Here is a 19,682-nt window from a genome sequence, read left to right on the forward strand (position 1 = left end):
ACACACCCCCCGTCCCCCCCCCCCCCCCCCCCCTTACTGGGCCCCGCCCCCCCCCCCCCGGGGGGGGGGTGGGCGGGGGGGGGGGGGGCGGCGGCCCCCCCCCCCCCCCCCCCCCCCCCCTTCTCTGTGACACGGACTGCCGCCGCCCCGCGAAGCGCTTACGGAAACGCGAGACGTTCTTCGTAAGACGCACCGAACGGCAGTCCCTCAAGCGGCCCAGTTCGCCGGAACCGGCTCGTAACGGCGGGGCGGCCCATTACTCCAGGAGCCGCCCCGCGCTTCCCCCGCACCTTCGATGGCGCGTTTCAGACCTAGGCGGCCATGCAGCCCAATCATAATCTGGGAGCGCTCCCATACCGGACCCCACTACCGGAAGAAGGAGATCCCCCATGAATCCGTCCCGCACGTCCCGGAACGATCGTGCGCATCACAGACCGCCGTCACGGCTCCTGTGGGCCTTCGGTCTGCTCTCCGCCTTACTGATCTGTCTGATCCCGTCGGTCGGCACCGCCTCCGCCCACGGATCCGTCGTCGACCCCTCGTCCCGCAACTACGGCTGCTGGCTGCGCTGGGGCAGCGACTTCCAGAACCCCGCCATGGCACAGCTGGACCCGATGTGCTGGCAGGCCTGGCAGGACAACCCCAACGCCATGTGGAACTGGAACGGGCTCTACCGCGACGGCTCCGCGGGCAACTTCCAGGCGGTCATTCCGAACGGGCAGCTGTGCAGCGGAGGCCGGACCGAGAGCGGCCGCTACAACTCGATGGACACTCCCGGCGCGTGGAAGACCACGAACGTCGCCAAGAACTTCACGGTGAAGCTGTACGACCAGGCCGTCCACGGCGCGGACTACTTCCTCGTGTATGTCACCCGGCAGGGCTTCGACCCCACCAAGCAGGCGTTGACCTGGAACGATCTGCAACTGGTCAAACGGACCGACCGGTACGCGCCGAGCCAGAACTACGAAATCCCCGTCACCACCAGCGGCTACAGCGGCCGGCACGTCGTCTACACGATCTGGCAGGCCTCGCACATGGACCAGACGTACTTCCTGTGCAGTGACGTGAACTTCACCTGAGCCGCCGAGGCTCCCGAGTCGTCACCGCACACCGGGCCGCAGGCGCAGACGCGCCTGCGGCCCGGTCACGGTGCGTCAGACCGGCGGACCCGCGCCCGCCCGGCCGACGGTGGCATCAGGGCAGGATCGAGTCGATGTAGCCGCCGTCGACCCGCAGCGCGCCGCCGGTGGTCGCGGAGGCGTAGGGCGAGCTGAGGTAGACCACCATGTTCGCGATCTCTTCGGGCTCGATGAGGCGTTGGATCAGGGACTGGGGGCGGTGCTCGACCATGAACTGGTGCTGAGCCTCGTCCCAGGGCAGTTCGTCGCCGACGAGCTGGCGGACGAAGTCCTCCACCCCACCGGTGTGCGTGGGTCCGGCGATCACGGAGTTGACGGTGACCCCCGTACCGGCGGCCTCCTTGGCGAAACCGCGGCTGACCGCGAGCAGCGAGGTCTTCGTCATGCCGTAGTGGATCATCTCGGCAGGGACGACGACGGCGGAGTCGCTCGCGAGCGAGAGCACGCGGCCCCAGCCCCGCTCCTTCATACCGGGCAGGTAGGCGCGGATCAGTCGCACGGCGGAGAGCACGTTGACCTCGAAGTAGCGGCGCCACTCGGCGTCGTCGATCTCCAGCGGCGGGGTCGCGCCGAAGATGCCGAGGTTGTTGACGAGGATGTCCACCTGCGGAACGGCGTCCAGAACGGCTCGTGTGCCGCCCTCGTCCGCCAGGTCGCCGGGTGCGGCGACGATGTCGTCGCTGTCCGTCTCGGTGCGCAGCTTCCGCACGGCCTGTTCGACCGTCTCGGCGCGCCTGCCGTTGACGGCGACGCGCGCGCCGGCGCGGGCGAGACCGGCGGCGATGGCGTAACCGATGCCCTGGGTGGAACCGGTGACGAGCGCGGTCCGGCCGGAAAGGTCGATTTTCACGGTGCTATGCCCTCTCTGGAACGGTGAGCGCCCGGGCATGTGGCTGCCGCCGGAGCGCTCGACGGCGGCAGGTGCGTACGCAGCCGAGGCTCCCCCTGGCCCGCCGGTGGGCGGACGCGGTGACGGGGATTCCTCGGTGCGGCATTGCCTGCCGGGGGTAAAGGGGGATCGTGATCCGCGGACTGCCTGGTGAGTGCGTCCGCGTGATCAGCATGGCAGTTGATGTCGGTGAATCAGTTGAGGCTGTCGGGGTCCGGTCCCGTGCGCGTGCCGGTGTCGAGGCCGGCGATCGCGGCGATGGCGTCGTCGCTCAGCTCGAAGCCGAAGACGTCGAGGTTCTGTCGGATGCGCTCCGGGGTGACCGACTTGGGGATGACCACATTGCCGGTCTGGAGGTGCCAGCGCAGCACCACCTGGGCGGGGCTGACGCCGTGCTTGTCGGCGATGTCCACGATGACCTGGTCTCCGAGCACGGCGCCCTGGGCCAGCGGGCTCCATGCCTCGGTGGCGATGCCGTGCTCCGCGTGGAAGGCGCGCAGCTCGTTCTGCTGGAGGGCGGGGTGCAGCTCGACCTGGTTGACCACCGGGGTGATGCCGGTGTGCTCCAGCAGGCGCTGGAGGTGGGGCACCTGGAAGTTGGACACGCCGATGGCGCGGGTCCGGCCGTCGGCGAGCAGCTTTTCGAAGGCGCGCCAGGTGTCGAGGTACCGGTCACGGGCCGGAGTGGGCCAGTGGATCAGGTAGAGGTCGACGTGGTCCAGGCCGAGCTTCTCCAGGGAGGTGTCGAAGGCCGCGAGGGTCGCGTCGTAGCCCTGGTCGTCGTTCCACAGCTTGGTGGTGACGAACAGTTCCTCGCGGGGGATGCCGGAGTCGGCCAGCGCGCGGCCGACTCCGCGTTCGTTGCCGTAGATGGCGGCGGTGTCGATGCTGCGGTAGCCGGCCTCCAGGGCGCTGCTGACCGCGGCGGTGGTCTCGTCGTCGGGGACCTGGAAGACACCGAAGCCCAGCTGCGGCATGGTGACACCGTTGTTGAGCGTCACATTCGGAATCGACGTCATGATGGATGCCCTTTCTGGAATGTTCTTTCTCGCGCCGGGTGCGCGAGGCCCCTCAAGAGGGGCGGGAGAGCGGAGAGGAAGGTGAGGGGGTTCGCGGTGAGCGCGGCTCTCTCGCCTTCCTGAGTGGCCGAGCGTGGTTCAGAGCGCCTGGAGAGCGACCGTGGCGAAGCCGTGGTCCTGCTCGGGGGTGCCGCCGCCGAGCCCGAGCGCGCCGACCAGCCGTCCGTCCCGGTGGACCGGTACGCCGCCCGCGATGAACAGCAGGGGCCGGTCCAGAGCGGTGGGAAGGGAGTGGAAGGGGCCGTCGGGCTTGACCAGATCCACCAGGTCGGCTGTCGGGGCGTTGAGCTGGAGAGATGTGTACGCCTTACGGGTGCTGGTCTCGCCCGAGATCAGCACGGCGCTGTCGTCCCGGCGGAAGGCCAGCAGGTGGCCGCCCGCGTCCAGGACCGTGACGCTGACGGGCACGCCGGCCACCTCCGCGGCGCGGCGGGCGGCGAGGACGAGCACGTCCGCGTCCTCGGTGGTCAGTGGGGCGACTGAGGTGGTGCTCATGTAGGTCTTTCCTTGCGTAGGGGGCGCTCCGCCGCAGCGGCGCGCGCCGGGGGTCAGTGGTGGACGACTTCGGCGTCCGGCGTGTCGGCCCGCCCGGTGGCAGGCTGCCGCGACCGGGCGGCGACGGGCCCGGAGCGGTGCTCCAGGCGCTGCGATACGAACGCGAGGACGAGAGCGGCGGCGGCGAGCACGGCTCCGACGGCGTTGGGGGCGGTGTAGCCGTATCCGGCGGAGATCACGATGCCGCCGAGCCAGGCGGCGAGGGCGTTGCCCAGGTTGAAGGCGCCGATGTTGGCGGCCGACGCCAGAGTGGGGGCGTCGTGCGCGTAGTCCAGGACCCGCTTCTGGAGCGGGGGAACGGTGGCGAAGCCCAGCGCGCCGATGAGGAAGACGGCCACGGCCGCCGCGGCCTTGTTCGGCGCACCGACGGTGAACAGCGCCAGGACGACCGCGAGACCGCCCAGGGCCGTGAAGAGCATCGGCATGAGCCGGCGGTCGGCGAACCGTCCTCCGATGAGGTTCCCGGCCACCATGCCCAGCCCGAAGAGCACCATCAGCCAGGTGACGGAGGAGTCCGCGTAGCCGCTGACCTCGGTCATCATCGGCGCGATGTAGGTGATCGCGGCGAAGACACCGCCGAAGCCGAGCACGGTCATCGCCATGGCCAGCAGCACCTGGGGGTTGGTGAGCGCCGCCATCTCGTGCCGCAGCTGTACGCCCTCGGGCTTGGGGAGGTCCGGGACCAGCTTGGCGACACCGGCCAGGCCGACGACACCGAGGACCGCGACGATCAGGAAGGTGACGCGCCAGCCCGCGCTCTGGCCGACGAACGTGCCCAGCGGGACGCCGACCACGTTCGCCACGGTCAGCCCGGTGAACATCAGGGAGATGGCCCCGGCCTTCTTCTCCGGTGCCACCAGCTCGGCGGCGACCACGGAGCCGATACCGAAGAAGGCGCCATGGGCCAGCGAGGCCACGACCCGGCCGATGAGCATGACGGCGAAGACGGGAGCCACGGCGGAGATGACGTTCCCCACGATGAACAGGCCCATGAGCAGCATGAGCATGTTCTTGCGGGAGATCCTGGTACCGAGGACCGTCATGATCGGCGCCCCGATCATGACACCGAGCGCATAACCGGTGACGAGCAGGCCGGCCGTCGGCACGGAGACTCCGAGGTCTCCGGCGACCTGAGGCAGCAGCCCCATGATCACGAATTCGGTGGTACCGATCCCGAAGGCCCCGATGGCCAGGGCCAGCAGTGCGAGCGGCATGACGTATGTCCTTACAATGCAGACGAGGAAGTAATGCGCAAGCGCCTTACGAGCATGAACAATAATTGCACACGCGGCATATGGCAAACGCGGTATAGTGGCGTATGCGACTAAGGGGTGCCGTTGCGCGGTGCGCCCCAGTCGACCGCCCGGACCGAGGAAGCCGACATGACCGCTACAGACCCCGCGATGACCGCTCTCGCCCACAGCTGGTCTGCGCTCTCGCTGCTGCACGGGCGCATCGAGGGCAGCATCGAACGCGCGCTCCAGTCCGCACACGACCTGAGCGCACGCGAGTACTCCCTGCTCGATGTCCTCAGCCGGCAGCACGAGGGCGAGGGCGGCCACCTGCAGATGCGCCAGGTCGCCGAATCCGTCGTCCTCAGCCAGAGCGCGACCACCCGCCTGGTCACCCGGCTGGAGAACCGCGGCCTGCTCTCCCGCTACCTGTGCCCCACCGACCGGCGCGGCATCTACACCGACGTCACCGACAAGGGCAGGAGCCTGCTGGAGGAAGCCCGCCCCACCAACAACACGGCCCTGCGCGAGGCGCTCGACGCGGCAGCCGCCGCACCCGAACTCGCCCCCCTCGTCCACGCGGTCGAGCAGTTGCAGAGCCGTCCGGCCCCTATGTGACCTTCTGACCCAACCCCCGGATTCGGCATCAGCTCTGCCGAGTCCGGCTCGATCCGGCCCCCGTGTTGACGTGTCAACACGGGGGCCGGCATGCGTTGCTCAAGCAGCACGCACCGATCCCGGTGAGACCCGACGGGCGCACGGGACGGAAGTACAGCCCCTCCGGTCCTCCCTGGCGCTCCGCTCGATCGACGAGGCCGCATGCGGCGTCGTCGCCGTGGCCCCACGCCGAGGAGGCCGCATGCGGCGTCGTCGCCGTGGCCCCACGCCGAGATCGCCGTAGCCCCCACGCCGAGATCACGGCGACGGCCCCGCCGCCTTACGGCCCCACCCCCCGGCCGCCTTACGGCCCCACCCCCGGGCGCCGTCAATCCCCTTGCGCCGAGGGGAGATTGGCCGGAAACGGATCCGCCCGTATCGGTCCGGACCATTGACCACGCTTGGCCTGACCGGGACTCTGTTCCACACCCCTCAACCCGGTGCATGAACCTGGTGCATACATGTGAACGGTCGGCGTCCGCGTGGAGTCTCTCCGTACTCCACGCACCCCCACCTTCCAGGGAAGCGAGAACACCCCATGAGCGAGGAACCCTTCGGTACCCAACGTGCGGAACGAAGCATTCAGGAAGCATCGGAGGACCGAGTCCTGAAAGCAGGAGAATCATGAGCCGTCTCCGTGCCGCCCTGACGGCGGGAGCGCTCGCCACCGCGAGTCTGCTGACGGTCTCCGCCGCGACCCCGCCAACGGCCCCGCGGCACTCCTCGGTCACCCGCCCGGCCGCAGCCACGGACTGGTCCGTGGCCATGGTCGACTCGACCACGGCCCGCTTCACACCGAGCACCATCGGGGGCTGGTCGTATCCCGTGGGCCTGTATCTCTACGGCCAGTACCTCACCTACCTGCGCACACACGAGCCGCGGTACCTCTCGTACATCAAGAGCTACGTCGACCGCTTCGTGCACGACGACGGAACCATCGACCAGAACTTCGACAGCCTCGACAGCATGCAGGCCGGCCGGCTGCTGGTGATCCTGCACCACGAGACCGGCGAGGACCGCTACCGCAAGGCGGCCAAGAAGATCCGTGACCGGCTGAACAGCTACCCGCGGACCGCCGACGGCGGTTTCTGGCACGCCGACACCAGCAGCCGCGCCCACCAGCTCTGGTCGGACGGCGTCTACATGGTGAACCCGTTTCTCGTCGAGTACGGCAAGGAGTTCGGCGACTCGGCCTACGCGAACGACGAGGCGGCCAGGCAGCTCTACGTCTACGGGCGCCACCTCCAGGTGCCGAACGGGCTGCTGCGGCACGCCTACGACGAGTCGAAGACCGTGAGCTGGGCCGATCCGCGGACGGGACTCGCCCCCGAGCACTGGTGCCGGGCAGTCGGCTGGTACTCGATGGCGATCGTCAACGTGCTCGACGCCCTCCCCACGGGGCACGCACGCCGTCCCCAACTCGTCGGCATCCTCCGGGATCTGGCCGCCGGGCTGGAGCGGTACCAGGATCCGGGCACCGGGCGGTGGTTCCAGGTGATCGACAAGGGGAGCCGGAGCGACAGCTGGACCGAGACCTCCTGCTCCAGCATGTTCACCTACGCCCTCTCGCGCGGCGCCCAGCAGGGGTACGTCGACGCGCACTACCGGTCCGTCGCGCGGCGCGGCTACGAGGGCGTCCTCGCCAAGGTGTCGCTCGGCTCCGACGGCCGCACCAACCTCACCGACATCTCCATCGGCACCAACGTCGGCGACTACGACTTCTACATCGCACGGCCCAGGGAGACCAATGACTTCCACGGCCTCGGCGCTTTTCTGATCATGAACGAGCAGCTCAGGACGGAGCGGCCCGGCAGCGGATGACACCCGTCCGCTTCCCCAGCCGCGCGGCACCCCCCACGCAGAACGAGGTGAGTCAGTCATGAGCACATCCCGCAGGACCCTGCTCGGCGCCGCACTCGGCGGCGCCGCGGCGGCCACCGTCGGAACCCTGCCCGGCGTCGCGCACGCCGCCTCCTGGCAGCAGAGGTGGGCGCCGTCGGCGAGCGGCAACGGCCTCGGCGCCTTCGAGACCATCGAGGACGACCGCGCCGACTCGCACACGTCGGGTCAGCCGCACATCTTCGCCATCGGCAACAACTGGCGCTTCAACATGCACACGGTCGACCGGGACACGTCCACCGACCGCCAGCGCCAGGAGGTCACCGGTCTGCGCAACGGCAGCGGCGGCAACTACCTCACATGGACCTCGGGCCAGACCTGGCGGATCACGTACTCGATGTACATCCCCAGCTCCCTGAAGGCGACCACCACCTTCACCCACATCATGCAGATGAAGCAGCCGGGCACCGGCAGCTCGCCCATCGTCGTGCAGTCCCTGCGCCGGGTGAACGGGGCACAGACCATCGAGCTCAAGCTGTTCGAGAGCGACACTCTCGTGGGCCGCACCAGCCTCGACCCGCTGCACGACAAATGGACCGACGTCGACTTCCAGATCAAGGTCGGCGACGGCTCGGCCGGCTCGGTGCGCTGGATCCTCAAGAGCGGCTCGACCACCGTCATCGACGCGTCGAAGACCGGTGTCGACACCTTCCTCGCCGACCGGGTGCGCCCGAAGTGGGGCATCTACCGCTCTCTGGGCGACACTTCGGGGTCCCTGCAGGACTGCTATCTCCTCCTCACCAATCTGCGCGGCTACCAACTCGTCTGACCGGACAGTCCCGTGCGGCAGCACAAGCGATGGGGGGACTCCTGGAGCACCAACCTTCGTCCGGGTCCGGATCGGCACGTAGCCGACTCCGGCGGCGGACGGCGGTGGCGGACAGTGGTGGCGGCGTTGGAGCGGCCCTGGGCGCGGCGCTGACGAGTACGGTCGCGGCCCACGAGCGGTCCGCGAGGGGCATCCGACCACACCGCGGCTGGTCGGAGCCGAACCGTCGGCCCGGGACAGGTCGCCGGCGATCACGCGATCACCGAACCGCCGCACGGACCGTGATCGCCGATCCCGCCGCACGGACCGCGCCGCCGTACCTGACGACGGGCGACTCGCTGAGCAGCAACCCCGCCGATAAGTGACCCAGGTCATAGCGCGCGGGGTGGCCTCGTTCGTCACTTACTGCCAGACTGTCGTTCAGTGCCAAAGTGACTCGCCCCAGACGAACCCGGAAGAGCTGATCATCATGCAGACCACCAGTCCCCAGGAGGCGGCGACCGACATGCAGACGACAGACCGGCGGAAGCAGAAGTCGGCACTCGAGCAGGCGGGCGGCACCAAGGGGCTCATCTTCTCGGCGCTGCCCCCCGTGGTGTTCGTCGTCGGCAACAACGTCGGCGGACTCAAGGCGGGCGTCCTCGCCGCCCTGCTCGTCGCCTTGGGTATCGGGGTGCAGCGGCTGATGAGCAGGGAGTCGATCCAGCCCGCGCTCGGCGGCGTGTTCGGCGTGGCGATCGCCGCCGGCATCACCTGGTACACGGGATCCGCGAAGGACTTCTTCCTCATCGGCATCTGGCTGAGCCTGGTCGGCGCCGTCGCCTTCGTCCTCTCCGTGCTGCTGCGGTGGCCCCTGGCCGGCCTGATCTGGAACTCGGCGACCGGCAAGGGCACCGCCTGGCGGGCGGACAAGCGCTCGCGGATCTACTACGACATCGCCACCCTGGCGCTGGCCGCCATCTTCGGCGCCCGGTTCGTCGTCCAGCAGTACCTCTACCAGGCCGACGAGGTCGGCTCGCTGGGCTTCGCCAAGATCGCCATGGGCTACCCGCTCCTCGCCGTCGGCTTCCTGGCCGTCGCCTGGGCCGCCCGGGCCTCCGACAAGCGGCTGAAGGCCGTGGGCCTGCTGCCCGCCCAGCGCGCCTGACCGACGCCCTCCCCGCTCCTCGCCCGTGCCGGACCGGCCCTCCACGGCCCGTCCGGCACACGCCTCAGCACGGCGGGGTGACCACGGCCGTCCCCTTCTTTCGCGGATGTATGACGAGGTGAACCCGTGCAGGTGAACAATCGCGTCGGATCTGGGATGAGCGAGCAACGACGCCGCCGAATCCGGCTGGAGATCTCTCGAGAGGCCTCGCGTCTCTTCTGGGAGCAGGGCGTAGCTGCGACCAGCGGCGACCAGATCGCCGAGGCCGTGGGCCTGTCGACGCGCACCATCTGGCGCCACTTCCGCAGCAAGGAGAGCTGCGCCGAACCGATCGTCTCGCACGGCGTCGAATGGGAGATGGCCGCCCTGCGACGCTGGAAACCCGAACTCTCCCTTGAGCACCATCTCGCCGATGAGATGAGCAGGTACGCCCGCGACACCGACGGAGCGAAGCACGCCGACGACGCGCTCGCGGTGAAGATGATCGCGCTCACCAGCAGGGAGCCCGCACTCCGCACGGCCTGGCTGATGGCCTGCGACCAGGTGGAACGCGAACTGGCCGGGATCATCGCAGGCCGACTGAACCTGCCGGCCCACGACATCAGGGTGCAGGTGCACGCGGCGGCCGCCTCGGGCGCCCTACGGGTCGTCAACGAGGAGACCGGCGATGCCCTGCTCAACAGTGCCGACCCGCGCCAATTCGCCTACACGCACCAGCTCCTGGCCCGGGCGGTCCGCAACGCCACGGGAGGCGCCGTGGGAGACGCGGCCACGACCTGAGATCCGTACGCGCCTCAGATCCGTACGCGAGGACACCACCGGGGCGCAGCTGGATGTCTCACGGGAAGCATCCCGGCTCTTCTGGGCGCAAGGGGTCGACGCGACCAGCGGCGACCAGATCGCCGAGGCCGTGGGCCTGTCGACGCGCACCATCTGGCGCCACTTCCGCAGCAAGGAGAGCTGCGCCGAGCCCATCGTGACGCAGGGCGTGGAGTGGGAGATGTCCACGCTGCACAGCTGGCCTCCGCAACTCTCGCTGGAGGTGCACTTCGCCGCGGAAAGCAACAGGTTCGGCCGTGAGGCCAGTGACGTGGAGCGGATGGACACCGCGCTCGCGGTCAAGATGATCCGGCTGGCGGACACCGAGCCGGCCATCCGTACGGCCTGGCTGATGGCCTGCGACCAGGTGGAGCGCGAGATGGCCGAGATCATCGCGCAACGACTCCGGCTTCCGGCCGAGGACCTCGACGTACGCCTGCACGCCGCTGCGGCCTCGGCCGCCCTGCGGGTCCTCAACGAAAACATCGGGGCCGCCATCCTGGGGGGGCGCCGACCCCCGGGACTTCGCCGACGTCCCTGCCCGGATCGCGCAAGCGGTACGCAGGGCCACCGGCGGAGCCGTGGGGGATCCTGTCACCACCTGAGCGACGACAACAGGCCGCGGACGGGACGACGGGTCCGGGGGGACACCTGCCCTGACGGCAGGAGCCCTGACGACGGCGCTACGCCCTGTCCGGGGACAGGGCGTAGGAGACCTGCTCGTCGGACATGACCGGGCTCCGGACGTCAGGGGGCGGGTACGAGGCCGGCTCGCAGGATGTCGAGACAAGCCTCGGTCGCGGCCTCCCGCCGGTCCGCAGCGGTGCTGAACCGCTTCTGGACGTCCGCGCCCGGGTGACATCCGCACACCCGCCGACGGATCAGGGCCGAGGACACCACCGACGGGGTCCAGGCGGGTGGGGTACGTGACGGCCGGTTCGTTCTGGGGCGGCCGTACGGGCACGGGATCGGGGCGGCGCCGTGCCCGTACAGCCGTCCAGCACCCGGGGCCGCGGGGACAGACCTTCGGGTGGGCTTTCGGGATGGGGCTTTCGGGATGGGCCGGCTCAGGCGGCGACCGGTTCCCCACGGCCCCTCCCGTGGCCCTGCGGACGGCACGTGCCACGCGTTCCGAGGCGTCGGTGAACTGTGCGGGGTCGGCTCCGTCACCAGCCGCTCCACACCGATGGCCGGCGCGACGGCGAAGGCACCGGCCTGATGGCCGGACGTTTCATGAGTGCGCGCTTGCAGCTTTTGTCATTTAGTGACACTGTCATTAAGTGACAGGAAGGTTGTTGCCCTCGCCTCCCTGCGACACCGGGCGCCGACCCCAGGAAGGATCGACATGGCACTGCGGGAGACCATCTCCGTCAAGGAGTTCTTCGGGCCGCCGCCTCGCGCGAAGACCACCCTCTCGCCGGACGGCAAGAAGATCGCGTACCTGGCGCTGTGGAAGAACCGTATGAACGTCTGGATCGAGAGCGTCGACGCGCCGGATGACGCGCGGTGCGTGACCACCGAGGACCGCGGAGTCGTGAGCTACCACTGGACCCGTGACCCGAGGTGGCTGCTCTACTGCCGAGACCAGGGCGGCGACGAGAACGTGCATCTCTACCGTGTCGACCTGGAGAACCCGGACGCCGCCGCGGTGGACCTCACGCCCTGTCCCGGGGTGCGGACCATGGGACTGGACCTGCCCGCCGGGCGGCCCGGCAAGGTGATCACCCAGCTGAACCTGCGCGACCGGGCCCAGTTCGACCTGGTCGAACTGGACATCGCCACCGGCGACCTCGTGACCCTCGCCCAGAACCCCGGGGGCAATGGGGGCAATGGGGGCAATGTCGGGGAGTTCGCCGGCACGATGCACGACGACCTCATCGACGGCGTTCGATGGGCGGTCGACCAGGGATACGCCGACCCGGACCGCGTGGCCATCATGGGTGGCTCCTACGGCGGCTACGCGTCACTGGTCGGTGTCACCTTCACCCCGGACGTCTTCGCCGCCGCCGTCGACATCGTCGGCATCTCGGACCTGGCCAACTTCATGCGGAGCCAGTCCGACTTCGTCAAACCGATGCTCGCCTACAACTGGTTCACCTACGTCGGTGACCCGGCCGACCCCGAGCAGGAGGCCGACATGCTGGCCCGCTCCCCGATCAGCCGCGTCGACCGGATCCGCACACCGCTGATGGTGGTGCACGGCGCCAACGACGCCCGCGTCGCCCTCGCCGAGTCCGAGCAGCTCGTCGAAGCCCTCCGCGCACGAGGCGTCCCCGTCGAGTACACCGTCATGGAGGACGAAGGCCACGCCATCGAGAACCCGGAAAACGTGATCGCCCTCTACGCCGCAGCGGAACGTTTCCTGGCAGAACACCTGGGCTTCGAGGCCCACAAGGCATGAGGCCACTCGGCTCCGTGCCGTATGCCACCTGAGACCGAGCCGTCAACCGGTGGTGCTCCAGGGCGGACTTGCGCCCGGCACACGACCGTCCCGCCGACCCTCATCCTTTCCTGGGAGACACCATGATCCAGACGCTTCCGCAGCGGCTTTACCTGCTCTGCTACACCGTGGACAAGGGCAAGTTCCAGCTCGACAACCTGCAGGGCCGCGGCCAGCTGCTGCGCGCCGGCGCCCTGACCGAGCTGGCGCGCGACGGGCTGCTCGGCGCCACGGGAGGGAAGGTGGTCCGAAAGCCCGGGAAGGCGCCGGACGACTCCTTCACCGCCGCGGTGTGGGGCGACCTGCCCGACAGCAAGCCGAAGGGCTGGCTCCAGTTCGTGCACAACAAGGCCCACACCGCGGAGACACCGGTCCGCGACCAGCTCTCCACCGCGGGAGAGGTCGCCGTCTCCCGCGGCAAGGTGATGGGACTCATCCCGACCGACCGTGTCACCGTCGCCCACCCGGAGAAGGTGCGCGCCCTCCAGGAACGGGTACGCGACACCGTGCTGAGCGGAGCCGTCCCGGCGTCGATCCCGCTGGAGGAGCTGGCCATGGCCGTGTTCGCAGCCGAGCTCGAGGTGACCTGCGTGTGGAGCCGCGAAGACCTCCGCACCCACAAGCAGGCGCTCAAGGCGCTCGCCACGCGGTTCGACGAGATCGTCCCCGGCTTGCGCATGGCGCTGCGCGACTCGTACCTGTCGAGCCGGGCGGTCGGCGGCGGCTGGAGCGCCTGAGCGCGCGGCAGTGTGCCGTGGGCGGGGTCGTGGTACGAGCGGACGCGTCCGCGGTGTTCACCGAGCGGGTGCCGGGGGTGCCGGCCGGCTTCGCGTGAGCCCAGGGATCCTCCAGGGAGAAAAGGCGGTCCCTTGCCCGTAGACCGTTGCGGTGTCTCCTTCGCGCAGGACGACGGTCAGGCCGGTTCCCTGGATGTCGCAGGTGCCGGTGAACGAAGAACGGGAGTTCGGGATGCTCCCGCCGTTCGCCGAGGTCGATCTTCGCCACGTGGTGTCCGCGGCGACGGCGGTGGCGGGAGCGAGCAGTGCGCCTCCCCCGGAGACCGGTGCGGCTCCGGCAGCGACGCCGGTGAGCTGCTTGAGTACGGCGCGCCGCGAGAATTCGATGGTCATGAGGTTCCTTCGGGAATGTGTCGTGCCCGCCGGTACAGGAACACGGCGGCACAGATCAGGAGGACGGCAAGACCAGCCGGCACGTAGACGAACACGTTGATCGACATGGAAACGTGCTCCACCGTCGAGCCGTCGGAATAGATGCAGGCGTTGCGAAGGGGCCAGTAGTCCTGCTGCAGGCTTGCCAACTGAGCGCCGGACGCGTTCCTGTCCTCGCACAGCTCCGGGAACGGTCCCCCCAGGGTGACGGTGAACCAGCCGTAGCAGTACACGGCCGTGGCCGAGAAACCGAAGATCAGGGCGAGAATCGCACAGATCTTGGACAGCGAACGGGGTGGGTTCCTCAACATGAGAACGATCGCCAGGATGCACGTCGGCACAGCCACCACACTCATGAGCAGGAGCAGGCCCATCAAAGGCGTCGGCATTGCGTTCCCTCCCCCTGGTCCGGTTTCGCGGACACACAGAGCCGCATGGTTCTTCCTGTCTCCCGCGCCAAGCGTTTCCGCAGGGCTGGGCAAGCTAAAGAATGCGCATAACCTGGCGAAGTTCACTTCCGTGAGAATCTGGACAACGGGTACAGCCCGCCGACCGAGACACCCGCTTCAGCGGGTCACTTCCTGGCCGATGAGACGCTGCAGAACTTCGGCGAATCCCCGGTAGAACTCGTCCATCACGGAGTCGGACTCATTCCAGGGGTCCTTGAGGAACGGACAGTTCCTCTGGATCAACAGCGCACGCGTACGTGACAGCAGAGTGTCGTCGATCTGGTCCTCGAGAAACGCCTTCACCGGGACGCGACTTCCGTCTCCTTCGACTGGGGAAGCGGGCCCGGCCCATGGCCCGGTCGATCGTGATCTCGATGACGACGCGCTCGGGATTCGGGGTTCGGTGTCGGCGTACGCCCGTACTCGAGCATTCCCATCGCCCGGCCGCGGTCGCCGTCCCGGAAGAGATGAGTGGTGAGGGTCAGGGTCTGCGGGGTCAGCAACGCCGCTCCCAGGCCCTGCACCGCGCGGGCGGTGACCAGCGTCTCCACGCCGGTGGAGAGTCCGGCGCCCAGGGAGCCGCAGTGAACACGGCCAGCCCGGCGACGAAGACCCGCTTGGGGCCGTAGCGGTCGTCGAGCCGGCTGGTGAATGTCCACCACGATCATGAACAGTCCCAGCGACAGGGCGGCCAGCGCCGCCCACGGGCCGGCGGTATGTGATCCGGGCCCGCTCGCTGTCGTGTTCGTTGTGTCGCTCATGGTTGCTGCTCAGCCAGTCCTTCGGGTCGTTTCCGGGGGTGGGTCGTTTTCGGTGTGAGGTGTCACAAAGTACGCGTGCGGTGTGGGTCCAGGGGCGGGTCCTCGCGCCCGCCCCCGGGCCCTTGGCCGACCGGTCAGTAGCGGACGGCCCCGTAGTCGATGGGCTCTGCGGGGTAGGTCGCGGCGCGGCGGCCGAGGCCGCGCATCCGTTCCCGCATCTCATCGGCGGGGAGGTGGTGCAGATCGCCGTGGCCGGGCAGGACCCACTCGAAGGTCAGCTCCTCGGCCCCGCGGGCCACGGACGCGGCGAGCGTCTCGATCGAGTCGTAGACGACGCTGTGGGCCACTTCGAGGGTCTGCTGGCCGTTCGACCAGAAGAACGCGTCGCCGGTGAAGCAGAACTTCTCGTCCGCGATGAAGAGCGTGGAGCCCGGCGCGTGCCCGGGGAAGGGGTGGGCGATGGCGCCCGGCCCGATCTCGACGGGTTCCGTGCCCCGGATGATGTGGTCCGCATCGGGCAGGGAGTGCAGGTCCCCCTCGTGGATCCACAGCCGGGCCTTGAAGGCGTCGGCGTATTTACGGGCGTGCGCGACATGGTCGAGGTGGGTGATCAGAACGTCGGTGATCTTCCCGGCCTTCTGCTCGTAGCGGCGGGCCAGCGCGGGCCGCCCTCACTTGATCAATTGTCGATGAGTTCGGGAGTCACTGTCGCGGCCATGCGACGGTGGGGTCACCCATCTGCGGATGTGCGGAGCTGGGGCAGGTCAGTCGAGGGTGCCTTCGGCTTCGGTGGGCTCGTAGGCGGGCTTGCCGGGGTAGGTGACCTTGTAGGGGCCGGTCAGGTGGCTGGTGTCGATGCCGCGGGTGTCGGGGTCCAGGGGCAGGAGGAGTTCGGTGGTGTGGGTCACGCGGCCGTCGGTGTCGGTGGTGGCGGTGCCCAGGTCCAGGCCGCCGGCGGAGGTGAAGCGCAGCCGTGCGCCGCTGACCGGGGCGCCGCCGGTGGTGGTCAGGCGGGCGGTCAGGCCCTCGACTCGGAGGGGGACCAGGGTGCGGGCGGTGCCGGTCTCCAGGCGGGTGGATTGCGGGCGCAGGGGTGCGGCGGCGGTGATGGCCACGGCCTCACCCGGCAGTTCATCGGAGTGCGACTTGCTGTCCGTATCAATGCCGACGGTCACCGCCTTGCGGTGTGCGGTGCACACCACCGTGCCGTCCGGGGAGAGGGCCACCGGGAGCAGGTCCTCTCGTCCGGCGGGAGCCTGGGCGAAGTCGGCCACCCCTTCGCGTGACGCGGTGTCAACCACTCCTCCCCAGTCACCGTCCGAGCCCGGGTCCGTCACGAAGAGCCGTTTGCCGTCCGGGCTCAGCACTTCCTGCCCCCATTCGGGCCAGCCCTCCAGCGTGTGGGCCACCGTGAGCTCGGAGGCATCCAGCAGGTACAGCGCCTTGCCGGGGGCGGTCGCGTAGAGGCGGTTGCCGTCCGGGGAGACGAGCACAGCAGTGAGGCCGCGCAGCTCCGGGCCCGACTTCGACGTGCCGGTGGTGAGGTCGAAGCGGACCACACAATGGCGGCCGACGCCATAGAGGAAACGGCTGTCGGCGGAGAGCGCCAGCCCGTAGACCGCGGAATCGTCACCATTGGCCAGGGTGCGCTCCACAGTGCGGGTGGCCGTGTCGACCTCGGCCACGCCCTCATCGTGCGCGACGTACAGGCGTTTGCCGTCCGGGGCGACGGCGAGCGCGTGGCCACGGAGTTCGGGAACATCGATGGACCCCGTCACCGCGAGCGTGTCCAAGTCGATGATCCGGACCTCGGCCTGGTCGTCCACCAGCGCGTACAGCACCGACGCCCCGGGCGCGGCAACGAGCCCTCCCACCCCCGGCGCTCCCAGCGACACGGTCGCATGGATCTGCCCGGTGGCCGGATCGATGGCCGAGACCCCGTTCCCGTTCGTTCCCTTACCGGTGTGAGCGATGTAGAAGAAGTACGTGCTCATGTAGGCCCTGCCCTTCGTAGTCACGGTGCCGTCGGCAGGCTGCCCACGGCGTCCACACCCCGAACCTGCGAACCTTGATTTCACCTGGTAAAAAACCAGAAAGCGGGTCGAATCCCAGTAGGTCAGGCAACACGCCCACGAGCCCCGGGCGCACCGAGCGGAAGCACCACAGCAAAGTGGTAACCGCGCACCACACACGTCCACGGCGTGCGCCTCCCGTAGTCGTGAACGTCGACCTGACTGGCATCAGGACGACTCCCGAACTCATCGACAAACGACGTCACAACTCGGGTTCTGGCTCAACTTGTGTGGTGGGCCTTGGGGCCTACAGATTGTGCTCCAGAGGTAGACGACAGCCCGTGCACCCGTACCGAGCGCGGCGCGGACTACGCAAGGCGGGCGGGTCAGTCCCGAGGTCCCAGGGGGTGATGTCGGAGAACCGCCAGCCCCTTCGCCTTGGGCGACCTAGGGTCGCGGGCATGTCACAGCAGAGCCACGCAATCGTTGAGAACGCCTGGAAGGCGTTCGCCAGCCACGATGCCGACCGGATCTCCGCGGTCTTCACCGAGGACGCCGAGTGGCTGGCGCCCCCGGGGAACGCCACCGCCGTCGCGCTGGAGAGCCCCAGCCATCTGATCGGCAGGAAGGCGATCGTGCACTTCCTCGCCGAGGACTTCCCTCGCATGTTCGTGCAGGACGTCACCGTCACCTTTCACGGCTTCTACGCCGAGGGTGAGCGGGTGGTCGTGGAGGAGACCATGACCGCGACTCTGGCCGACGGCAGCCACTACGCCAACGACTACTGCTTCGTCTTCGAGCTCCGGGACGGACTGATCCACCGGGTTCGCGAGTACATGGACACTGCACGTGGGCACCGCATGATCTTCGGCGAGGTTCCGCAGTAGTCATCGTCGGCCTGGCCGCAGTGCGGTTGGCTTTATCGAGCAGTAGTGCTTCTGGCTCGGTTTGTGTGGTCCGAGCGCTGTGAGTGACGACTGAACTCCTTGTGGTACCTCGGGAAGTTGCCTCAAAACGAGCAGTGGCGCGAGTGACTGGGCTGACAGTCCGGTGCTGTGAATGAGATCTTGCTCCGGCTGGATGCGTTGTTGTTCCCGTCGATCGCAGACGTCGCGGTGCTGTCGGTAGACGTGAACATCGCGATAGTGCGTGTTGATGTGCGGTGTACGGCCGCGGGTGCCTCGTGTCCGGGTTGTGGAGCGTGGTCTTCCCGGGTTCACGGTTCCTACCTGCGGTTTCCTGCTGATGTTCCGAGTGCGGGACGAAGTGTCGCACTCCAGCTGCTGGAATCGAGGTGGTCTGCCGGGACCGTGCACCGTTCTTCGCCGGGGGAGCCAGCGCCGGTGCTCCGCAGGCCGTGCAGGTCGCGGACCGGTGGCACCTCTGGCACAACCTCAGCGAGGCCGCCGAGCGGAGCATCGCCCAGCACCGGCAATGTCTGCGAGTCCTGGTGCCCGAGACGCCTGAACCGACCGAGGCGGAAACCGACCCGACTGAGGAGTCGTCCGGCTCACCGTGGCCGACCGGCCACCGGTTCGCCGACCGCACCCGAACCGTCCACGCCACCATCCATGCCCTGGTCGAGGCAGGTCATAGCCGTCGCGCGATCCAGCGGCAGCTCGGCATGACGAGCCGAACCGTCAAACGGTACGCGGACGCCGCCCGGCCGGAAGACCTCTTCACCGGTCAGTGGCAGACCCGGGCCTCCGTCCTCGACGAGTACAAGCCCTACCTCGACGACTGCTGGAACGAGGGTCGCACCAACGCCTGGAAACTGTGGGAAGAGATCGTCCCGCTCGGCTATCAGTGCAGCTACCAGCGCGTTCGCGCCTACCTCCGCCAGAAGCGCACCTCGCCACGGCCCGTGACAGCCCGTCCGCCCTCGCCCCGGGCCGTCGCCGGGTGGGTCCTCCGCCGCCCGGAAACCCTCTCCGAGACCGAACACCTCCACCTGAAGAACGTACTGGCCAACTGCCCCGAAATCGACGCCCTCACCAGGCACGTCCGGTCCTTCGCGACCATTGGAGCTCGGGCGTCGTGGAAGGGCATGTCAACCGCATCAAGATGCTCAAGCGCCAGATGTTCGGCCGCGCAGGCTTCGCGCTTCTACGGAAACGTGTCCTGCTTGCCTCATGACAGCCAATGTCAGTGGCCGATGCGATGATCACCGCACTTTGACGCGAGGAGATCACAATGGGCACTTGGGATATCGGCCCGTTCGAGAATGACATGGCCGCGGACTTCGCCTACACCCTGGACGAGACACCCAAGGACAAGCGCGAGAGTCTCGTGCGGGCGACCCTGACCCGCACCATCCAGACTCGGAACTACCTCGAAAGCCCGGAAGGGGCAGAGGCCGTCGCTGCCGTCGCTCTGATCGCGGCACAGTGCCCGGGCGGTGAGCCGATCAGCACAAGCTACGGGCCCGACGAAGTCCTGCCGATCTTTGCCGACGATCTTCAGCCGCTTGCTGTCGAGGCGCTGGACCGGGTGGTTGCCGAGACGTCCGAGCTCGCCGAGCTCTGGGACGAGACACCGGATGGTCCGAGGTGGCGGCAGATCATTGGCGGCCTTCGCGCCGTCCTCGCACCCGAGCCCAAACTGCAGGAAGACTCGCTGTTCGATCTCTGACCCATTTACCCAGCGTCACCGATCACACAACCTGA

General features: G+C 68.6%; 22 protein-coding genes. 12 read left to right on the top strand and 10 right to left on the bottom strand.

Annotated elements, in window-relative coordinates; genetic code table 11:
- The first annotated feature begins 389 nt into the window (after positions 1 to 389).
- Entirely contained in the window at positions 390 to 1,079 is a 690-nt protein-coding gene (locus ACIQD6_RS15190) for a lytic polysaccharide monooxygenase (RefSeq protein ID WP_401882253.1), read from the top strand.
- A 115-nt stretch (positions 1,080 to 1,194) separates the two neighbouring features.
- On the opposite strand, the gene ACIQD6_RS15195 is transcribed toward ACIQD6_RS15190, so the two are convergent.
- The 4 genes from ACIQD6_RS15195 to ACIQD6_RS15210 all read right to left on the bottom strand — a co-directional run bounded on the left by ACIQD6_RS15195 (position 1,195) and on the right by ACIQD6_RS15210 (position 4,876).
- Positions 1,195 to 1,989 (bottom strand): SDR family NAD(P)-dependent oxidoreductase, encoded by a 795-nt coding sequence (locus tag ACIQD6_RS15195; protein ID WP_401882256.1) that lies wholly within the window; start codon positions 1,987 to 1,989, stop codon positions 1,195 to 1,197.
- A gap of 233 nt (positions 1,990 to 2,222) precedes the next feature.
- Complete coding sequence (locus ACIQD6_RS15200) at positions 2,223 to 3,047, bottom strand: aldo/keto reductase (RefSeq protein ID WP_401882259.1); 825 nt, start codon at positions 3,045 to 3,047, stop codon at positions 2,223 to 2,225.
- A 138-nt stretch (positions 3,048 to 3,185) separates the two neighbouring features.
- On the bottom strand, positions 3,186 to 3,602 hold the full coding sequence (locus ACIQD6_RS15205) for a heme-binding protein (protein ID WP_401882262.1): 417 nt from the start codon (positions 3,600 to 3,602) through the stop codon (positions 3,186 to 3,188).
- A 53-nt stretch (positions 3,603 to 3,655) separates the two neighbouring features.
- Positions 3,656 to 4,876 (bottom strand): MFS transporter, encoded by a 1,221-nt coding sequence (locus tag ACIQD6_RS15210; RefSeq protein ID WP_401882264.1) that lies wholly within the window; start codon positions 4,874 to 4,876, stop codon positions 3,656 to 3,658.
- 168 nt (positions 4,877 to 5,044) lie between these two features.
- On the opposite strand from ACIQD6_RS15210, the gene ACIQD6_RS15215 reads away from it, so the two are divergent.
- From ACIQD6_RS15215 to ACIQD6_RS15250, 8 genes are all read left to right on the top strand, one after another.
- Positions 5,045 to 5,512 carry a MarR family winged helix-turn-helix transcriptional regulator gene (locus ACIQD6_RS15215; protein ID WP_401882267.1) on the top strand — a complete coding sequence of 156 codons (468 nt, stop codon included), beginning with the start codon at positions 5,045 to 5,047 and terminating at the stop codon, positions 5,510 to 5,512.
- A gap of 663 nt (positions 5,513 to 6,175) precedes the next feature.
- Positions 6,176 to 7,372, top strand: coding sequence for a glycoside hydrolase family 105 protein (locus ACIQD6_RS15220; protein ID WP_401882270.1), 1,197 nt, complete (start codon positions 6,176 to 6,178; stop codon positions 7,370 to 7,372).
- Between the two features lie 58 nt (positions 7,373 to 7,430).
- Positions 7,431 to 8,219, top strand: a complete 789-nt coding sequence (locus tag ACIQD6_RS15225) for a heparin lyase I family protein (RefSeq protein ID WP_401882272.1) — start codon at positions 7,431 to 7,433, stop codon at positions 8,217 to 8,219.
- A 469-nt stretch (positions 8,220 to 8,688) separates the two neighbouring features.
- A complete protein-coding gene (locus ACIQD6_RS15230) occupies positions 8,689 to 9,366 on the top strand; it encodes a DUF3159 domain-containing protein (RefSeq protein WP_401882275.1) in 678 nt (225 codons plus the stop codon).
- Between the two features lie 156 nt (positions 9,367 to 9,522).
- On the top strand, positions 9,523 to 10,146 hold the full coding sequence (locus ACIQD6_RS15235; RefSeq protein WP_401882277.1) for a TetR/AcrR family transcriptional regulator: 624 nt from the start codon (positions 9,523 to 9,525) through the stop codon (positions 10,144 to 10,146).
- Entirely contained in the window at positions 10,034 to 10,918 is an 885-nt protein-coding gene (locus ACIQD6_RS15240) for a TetR/AcrR family transcriptional regulator (RefSeq protein ID WP_401882280.1), read from the top strand. The genes ACIQD6_RS15235 and ACIQD6_RS15240 overlap by 113 nt, the downstream gene beginning before the upstream one ends.
- A 612-nt stretch (positions 10,919 to 11,530) precedes the next feature.
- Positions 11,531 to 12,586 (top strand): S9 family peptidase, encoded by a 1,056-nt coding sequence (locus tag ACIQD6_RS15245; RefSeq protein WP_401882283.1) that lies wholly within the window; start codon positions 11,531 to 11,533, stop codon positions 12,584 to 12,586.
- Between the two features lie 122 nt (positions 12,587 to 12,708).
- Positions 12,709 to 13,362: a GPP34 family phosphoprotein gene (locus ACIQD6_RS15250; protein ID WP_401882286.1), complete on the top strand. Its 654-nt coding sequence runs from the start codon at positions 12,709 to 12,711 to the stop codon at positions 13,360 to 13,362.
- A gap of 57 nt (positions 13,363 to 13,419) precedes the next feature.
- Here the strand turns inward: ACIQD6_RS15250 and ACIQD6_RS15255 are convergent, their stop codons facing one another.
- The 6 genes from ACIQD6_RS15255 to ACIQD6_RS15280 all read right to left on the bottom strand — a co-directional run bounded on the left by ACIQD6_RS15255 (position 13,420) and on the right by ACIQD6_RS15280 (position 16,998).
- Positions 13,420 to 13,755, bottom strand: a complete 336-nt coding sequence (locus ACIQD6_RS15255) for a hypothetical protein (RefSeq protein WP_401882288.1) — start codon at positions 13,753 to 13,755, stop codon at positions 13,420 to 13,422.
- Positions 13,752 to 14,183, bottom strand: a complete 432-nt coding sequence (locus tag ACIQD6_RS15260) for a hypothetical protein (RefSeq protein WP_401882291.1) — start codon at positions 14,181 to 14,183, stop codon at positions 13,752 to 13,754. The genes ACIQD6_RS15255 and ACIQD6_RS15260 overlap by 4 nt, the downstream gene beginning before the upstream one ends.
- Before the next feature lie 177 nt (positions 14,184 to 14,360).
- Positions 14,361 to 14,546, bottom strand: a complete 186-nt coding sequence (locus tag ACIQD6_RS15265) for a hypothetical protein (protein ID WP_401882293.1) — start codon at positions 14,544 to 14,546, stop codon at positions 14,361 to 14,363.
- The gene (locus tag ACIQD6_RS15270) at positions 14,543 to 15,004 is read right to left on the bottom strand and encodes a hypothetical protein (RefSeq protein ID WP_401882295.1); all 462 of its coding nucleotides are present in this window, start codon (positions 15,002 to 15,004) and stop codon (positions 14,543 to 14,545) included. Before ACIQD6_RS15270 ends, ACIQD6_RS15265 begins: the two co-directional genes overlap by 4 nt.
- A 134-nt stretch (positions 15,005 to 15,138) precedes the next feature.
- Positions 15,139 to 15,663 carry an MBL fold metallo-hydrolase gene (locus ACIQD6_RS15275; protein WP_401882886.1) on the bottom strand — a complete coding sequence of 175 codons (525 nt, stop codon included), beginning with the start codon at positions 15,661 to 15,663 and terminating at the stop codon, positions 15,139 to 15,141.
- Positions 15,664 to 15,768: 105 nt separating this feature from the next.
- A complete protein-coding gene (locus tag ACIQD6_RS15280; RefSeq protein ID WP_401882298.1) occupies positions 15,769 to 16,998 on the bottom strand; it encodes a WD40 repeat domain-containing protein in 1,230 nt (409 codons plus the stop codon).
- 479 nt (positions 16,999 to 17,477) lie between these two features.
- Between ACIQD6_RS15280 and ACIQD6_RS15285 the strand changes: the two genes are divergently transcribed.
- From ACIQD6_RS15285 to ACIQD6_RS15295, 3 genes are all read left to right on the top strand, one after another.
- Positions 17,478 to 17,903: a nuclear transport factor 2 family protein gene (locus ACIQD6_RS15285; protein WP_401882300.1), complete on the top strand. Its 426-nt coding sequence runs from the start codon at positions 17,478 to 17,480 to the stop codon at positions 17,901 to 17,903.
- 407 nt (positions 17,904 to 18,310) lie between these two features.
- The gene (locus tag ACIQD6_RS15290) at positions 18,311 to 19,180 is read left to right on the top strand and encodes a hypothetical protein (RefSeq protein ID WP_401882918.1); all 870 of its coding nucleotides are present in this window, start codon (positions 18,311 to 18,313) and stop codon (positions 19,178 to 19,180) included.
- A 29-nt stretch (positions 19,181 to 19,209) separates the two neighbouring features.
- The gene (locus ACIQD6_RS15295) at positions 19,210 to 19,647 is read left to right on the top strand and encodes a DUF4259 domain-containing protein (RefSeq protein ID WP_401882303.1); all 438 of its coding nucleotides are present in this window, start codon (positions 19,210 to 19,212) and stop codon (positions 19,645 to 19,647) included.
- The last annotated feature ends 35 nt before the right edge of the window (positions 19,648 to 19,682 follow it).

The sequence above is a fragment of the Streptomyces sp. NPDC088400 genome (assembly GCF_044753355.1).
Classification (GTDB): Bacteria; Actinomycetota; Actinomycetes; order Streptomycetales; family Streptomycetaceae; genus Streptomyces.

Bases quoted from the DNA above. Each gene is read 5' to 3' on its own strand.
- ACIQD6_RS15250 (WP_401882286.1), top strand. From the start codon at position 12,709: ATGATCCAGACGCTTCCGCAGCGGCTTTACCTGCTCTGCTACACCGTG.
- ACIQD6_RS15215 (WP_401882267.1), top strand. From the start codon at position 5,045: ATGACCGCTACAGACCCCGCGATGACCGCTCTCGCCCACAGCTGGTCT.
- ACIQD6_RS15240 (WP_401882280.1), top strand. From the start codon at position 10,034: ATGCCCTGCTCAACAGTGCCGACCCGCGCCAATTCGCCTACACGCACC.
- ACIQD6_RS15210 (WP_401882264.1), bottom strand. From the start codon at position 4,876: ATGCCGCTCGCACTGCTGGCCCTGGCCATCGGGGCCTTCGGGATCGGT.
- ACIQD6_RS15260 (WP_401882291.1), bottom strand. From the start codon at position 14,183: ATGCCGACGCCTTTGATGGGCCTGCTCCTGCTCATGAGTGTGGTGGCT.
- ACIQD6_RS15255 (WP_401882288.1), bottom strand. From the start codon at position 13,755: ATGACCATCGAATTCTCGCGGCGCGCCGTACTCAAGCAGCTCACCGGC.
- ACIQD6_RS15245 (WP_401882283.1), top strand. From the start codon at position 11,531: ATGGCACTGCGGGAGACCATCTCCGTCAAGGAGTTCTTCGGGCCGCCG.
- ACIQD6_RS15230 (WP_401882275.1), top strand. From the start codon at position 8,689: ATGCAGACCACCAGTCCCCAGGAGGCGGCGACCGACATGCAGACGACA.
- ACIQD6_RS15190 (WP_401882253.1), top strand. From the start codon at position 390: ATGAATCCGTCCCGCACGTCCCGGAACGATCGTGCGCATCACAGACCG.
- ACIQD6_RS15270 (WP_401882295.1), bottom strand. From the start codon at position 15,004: ATGAGCGACACAACGAACACGACAGCGAGCGGGCCCGGATCACATACC.
- ACIQD6_RS15235 (WP_401882277.1), top strand. From the start codon at position 9,523: ATGAGCGAGCAACGACGCCGCCGAATCCGGCTGGAGATCTCTCGAGAG.
- ACIQD6_RS15280 (WP_401882298.1), bottom strand. From the start codon at position 16,998: ATGAGCACGTACTTCTTCTACATCGCTCACACCGGTAAGGGAACGAAC.
- ACIQD6_RS15295 (WP_401882303.1), top strand. From the start codon at position 19,210: ATGGGCACTTGGGATATCGGCCCGTTCGAGAATGACATGGCCGCGGAC.
- ACIQD6_RS15200 (WP_401882259.1), bottom strand. From the start codon at position 3,047: ATGACGTCGATTCCGAATGTGACGCTCAACAACGGTGTCACCATGCCG.
- ACIQD6_RS15220 (WP_401882270.1), top strand. From the start codon at position 6,176: ATGAGCCGTCTCCGTGCCGCCCTGACGGCGGGAGCGCTCGCCACCGCG.
- ACIQD6_RS15205 (WP_401882262.1), bottom strand. From the start codon at position 3,602: ATGAGCACCACCTCAGTCGCCCCACTGACCACCGAGGACGCGGACGTG.
- ACIQD6_RS15285 (WP_401882300.1), top strand. From the start codon at position 17,478: ATGTCACAGCAGAGCCACGCAATCGTTGAGAACGCCTGGAAGGCGTTC.
- ACIQD6_RS15225 (WP_401882272.1), top strand. From the start codon at position 7,431: ATGAGCACATCCCGCAGGACCCTGCTCGGCGCCGCACTCGGCGGCGCC.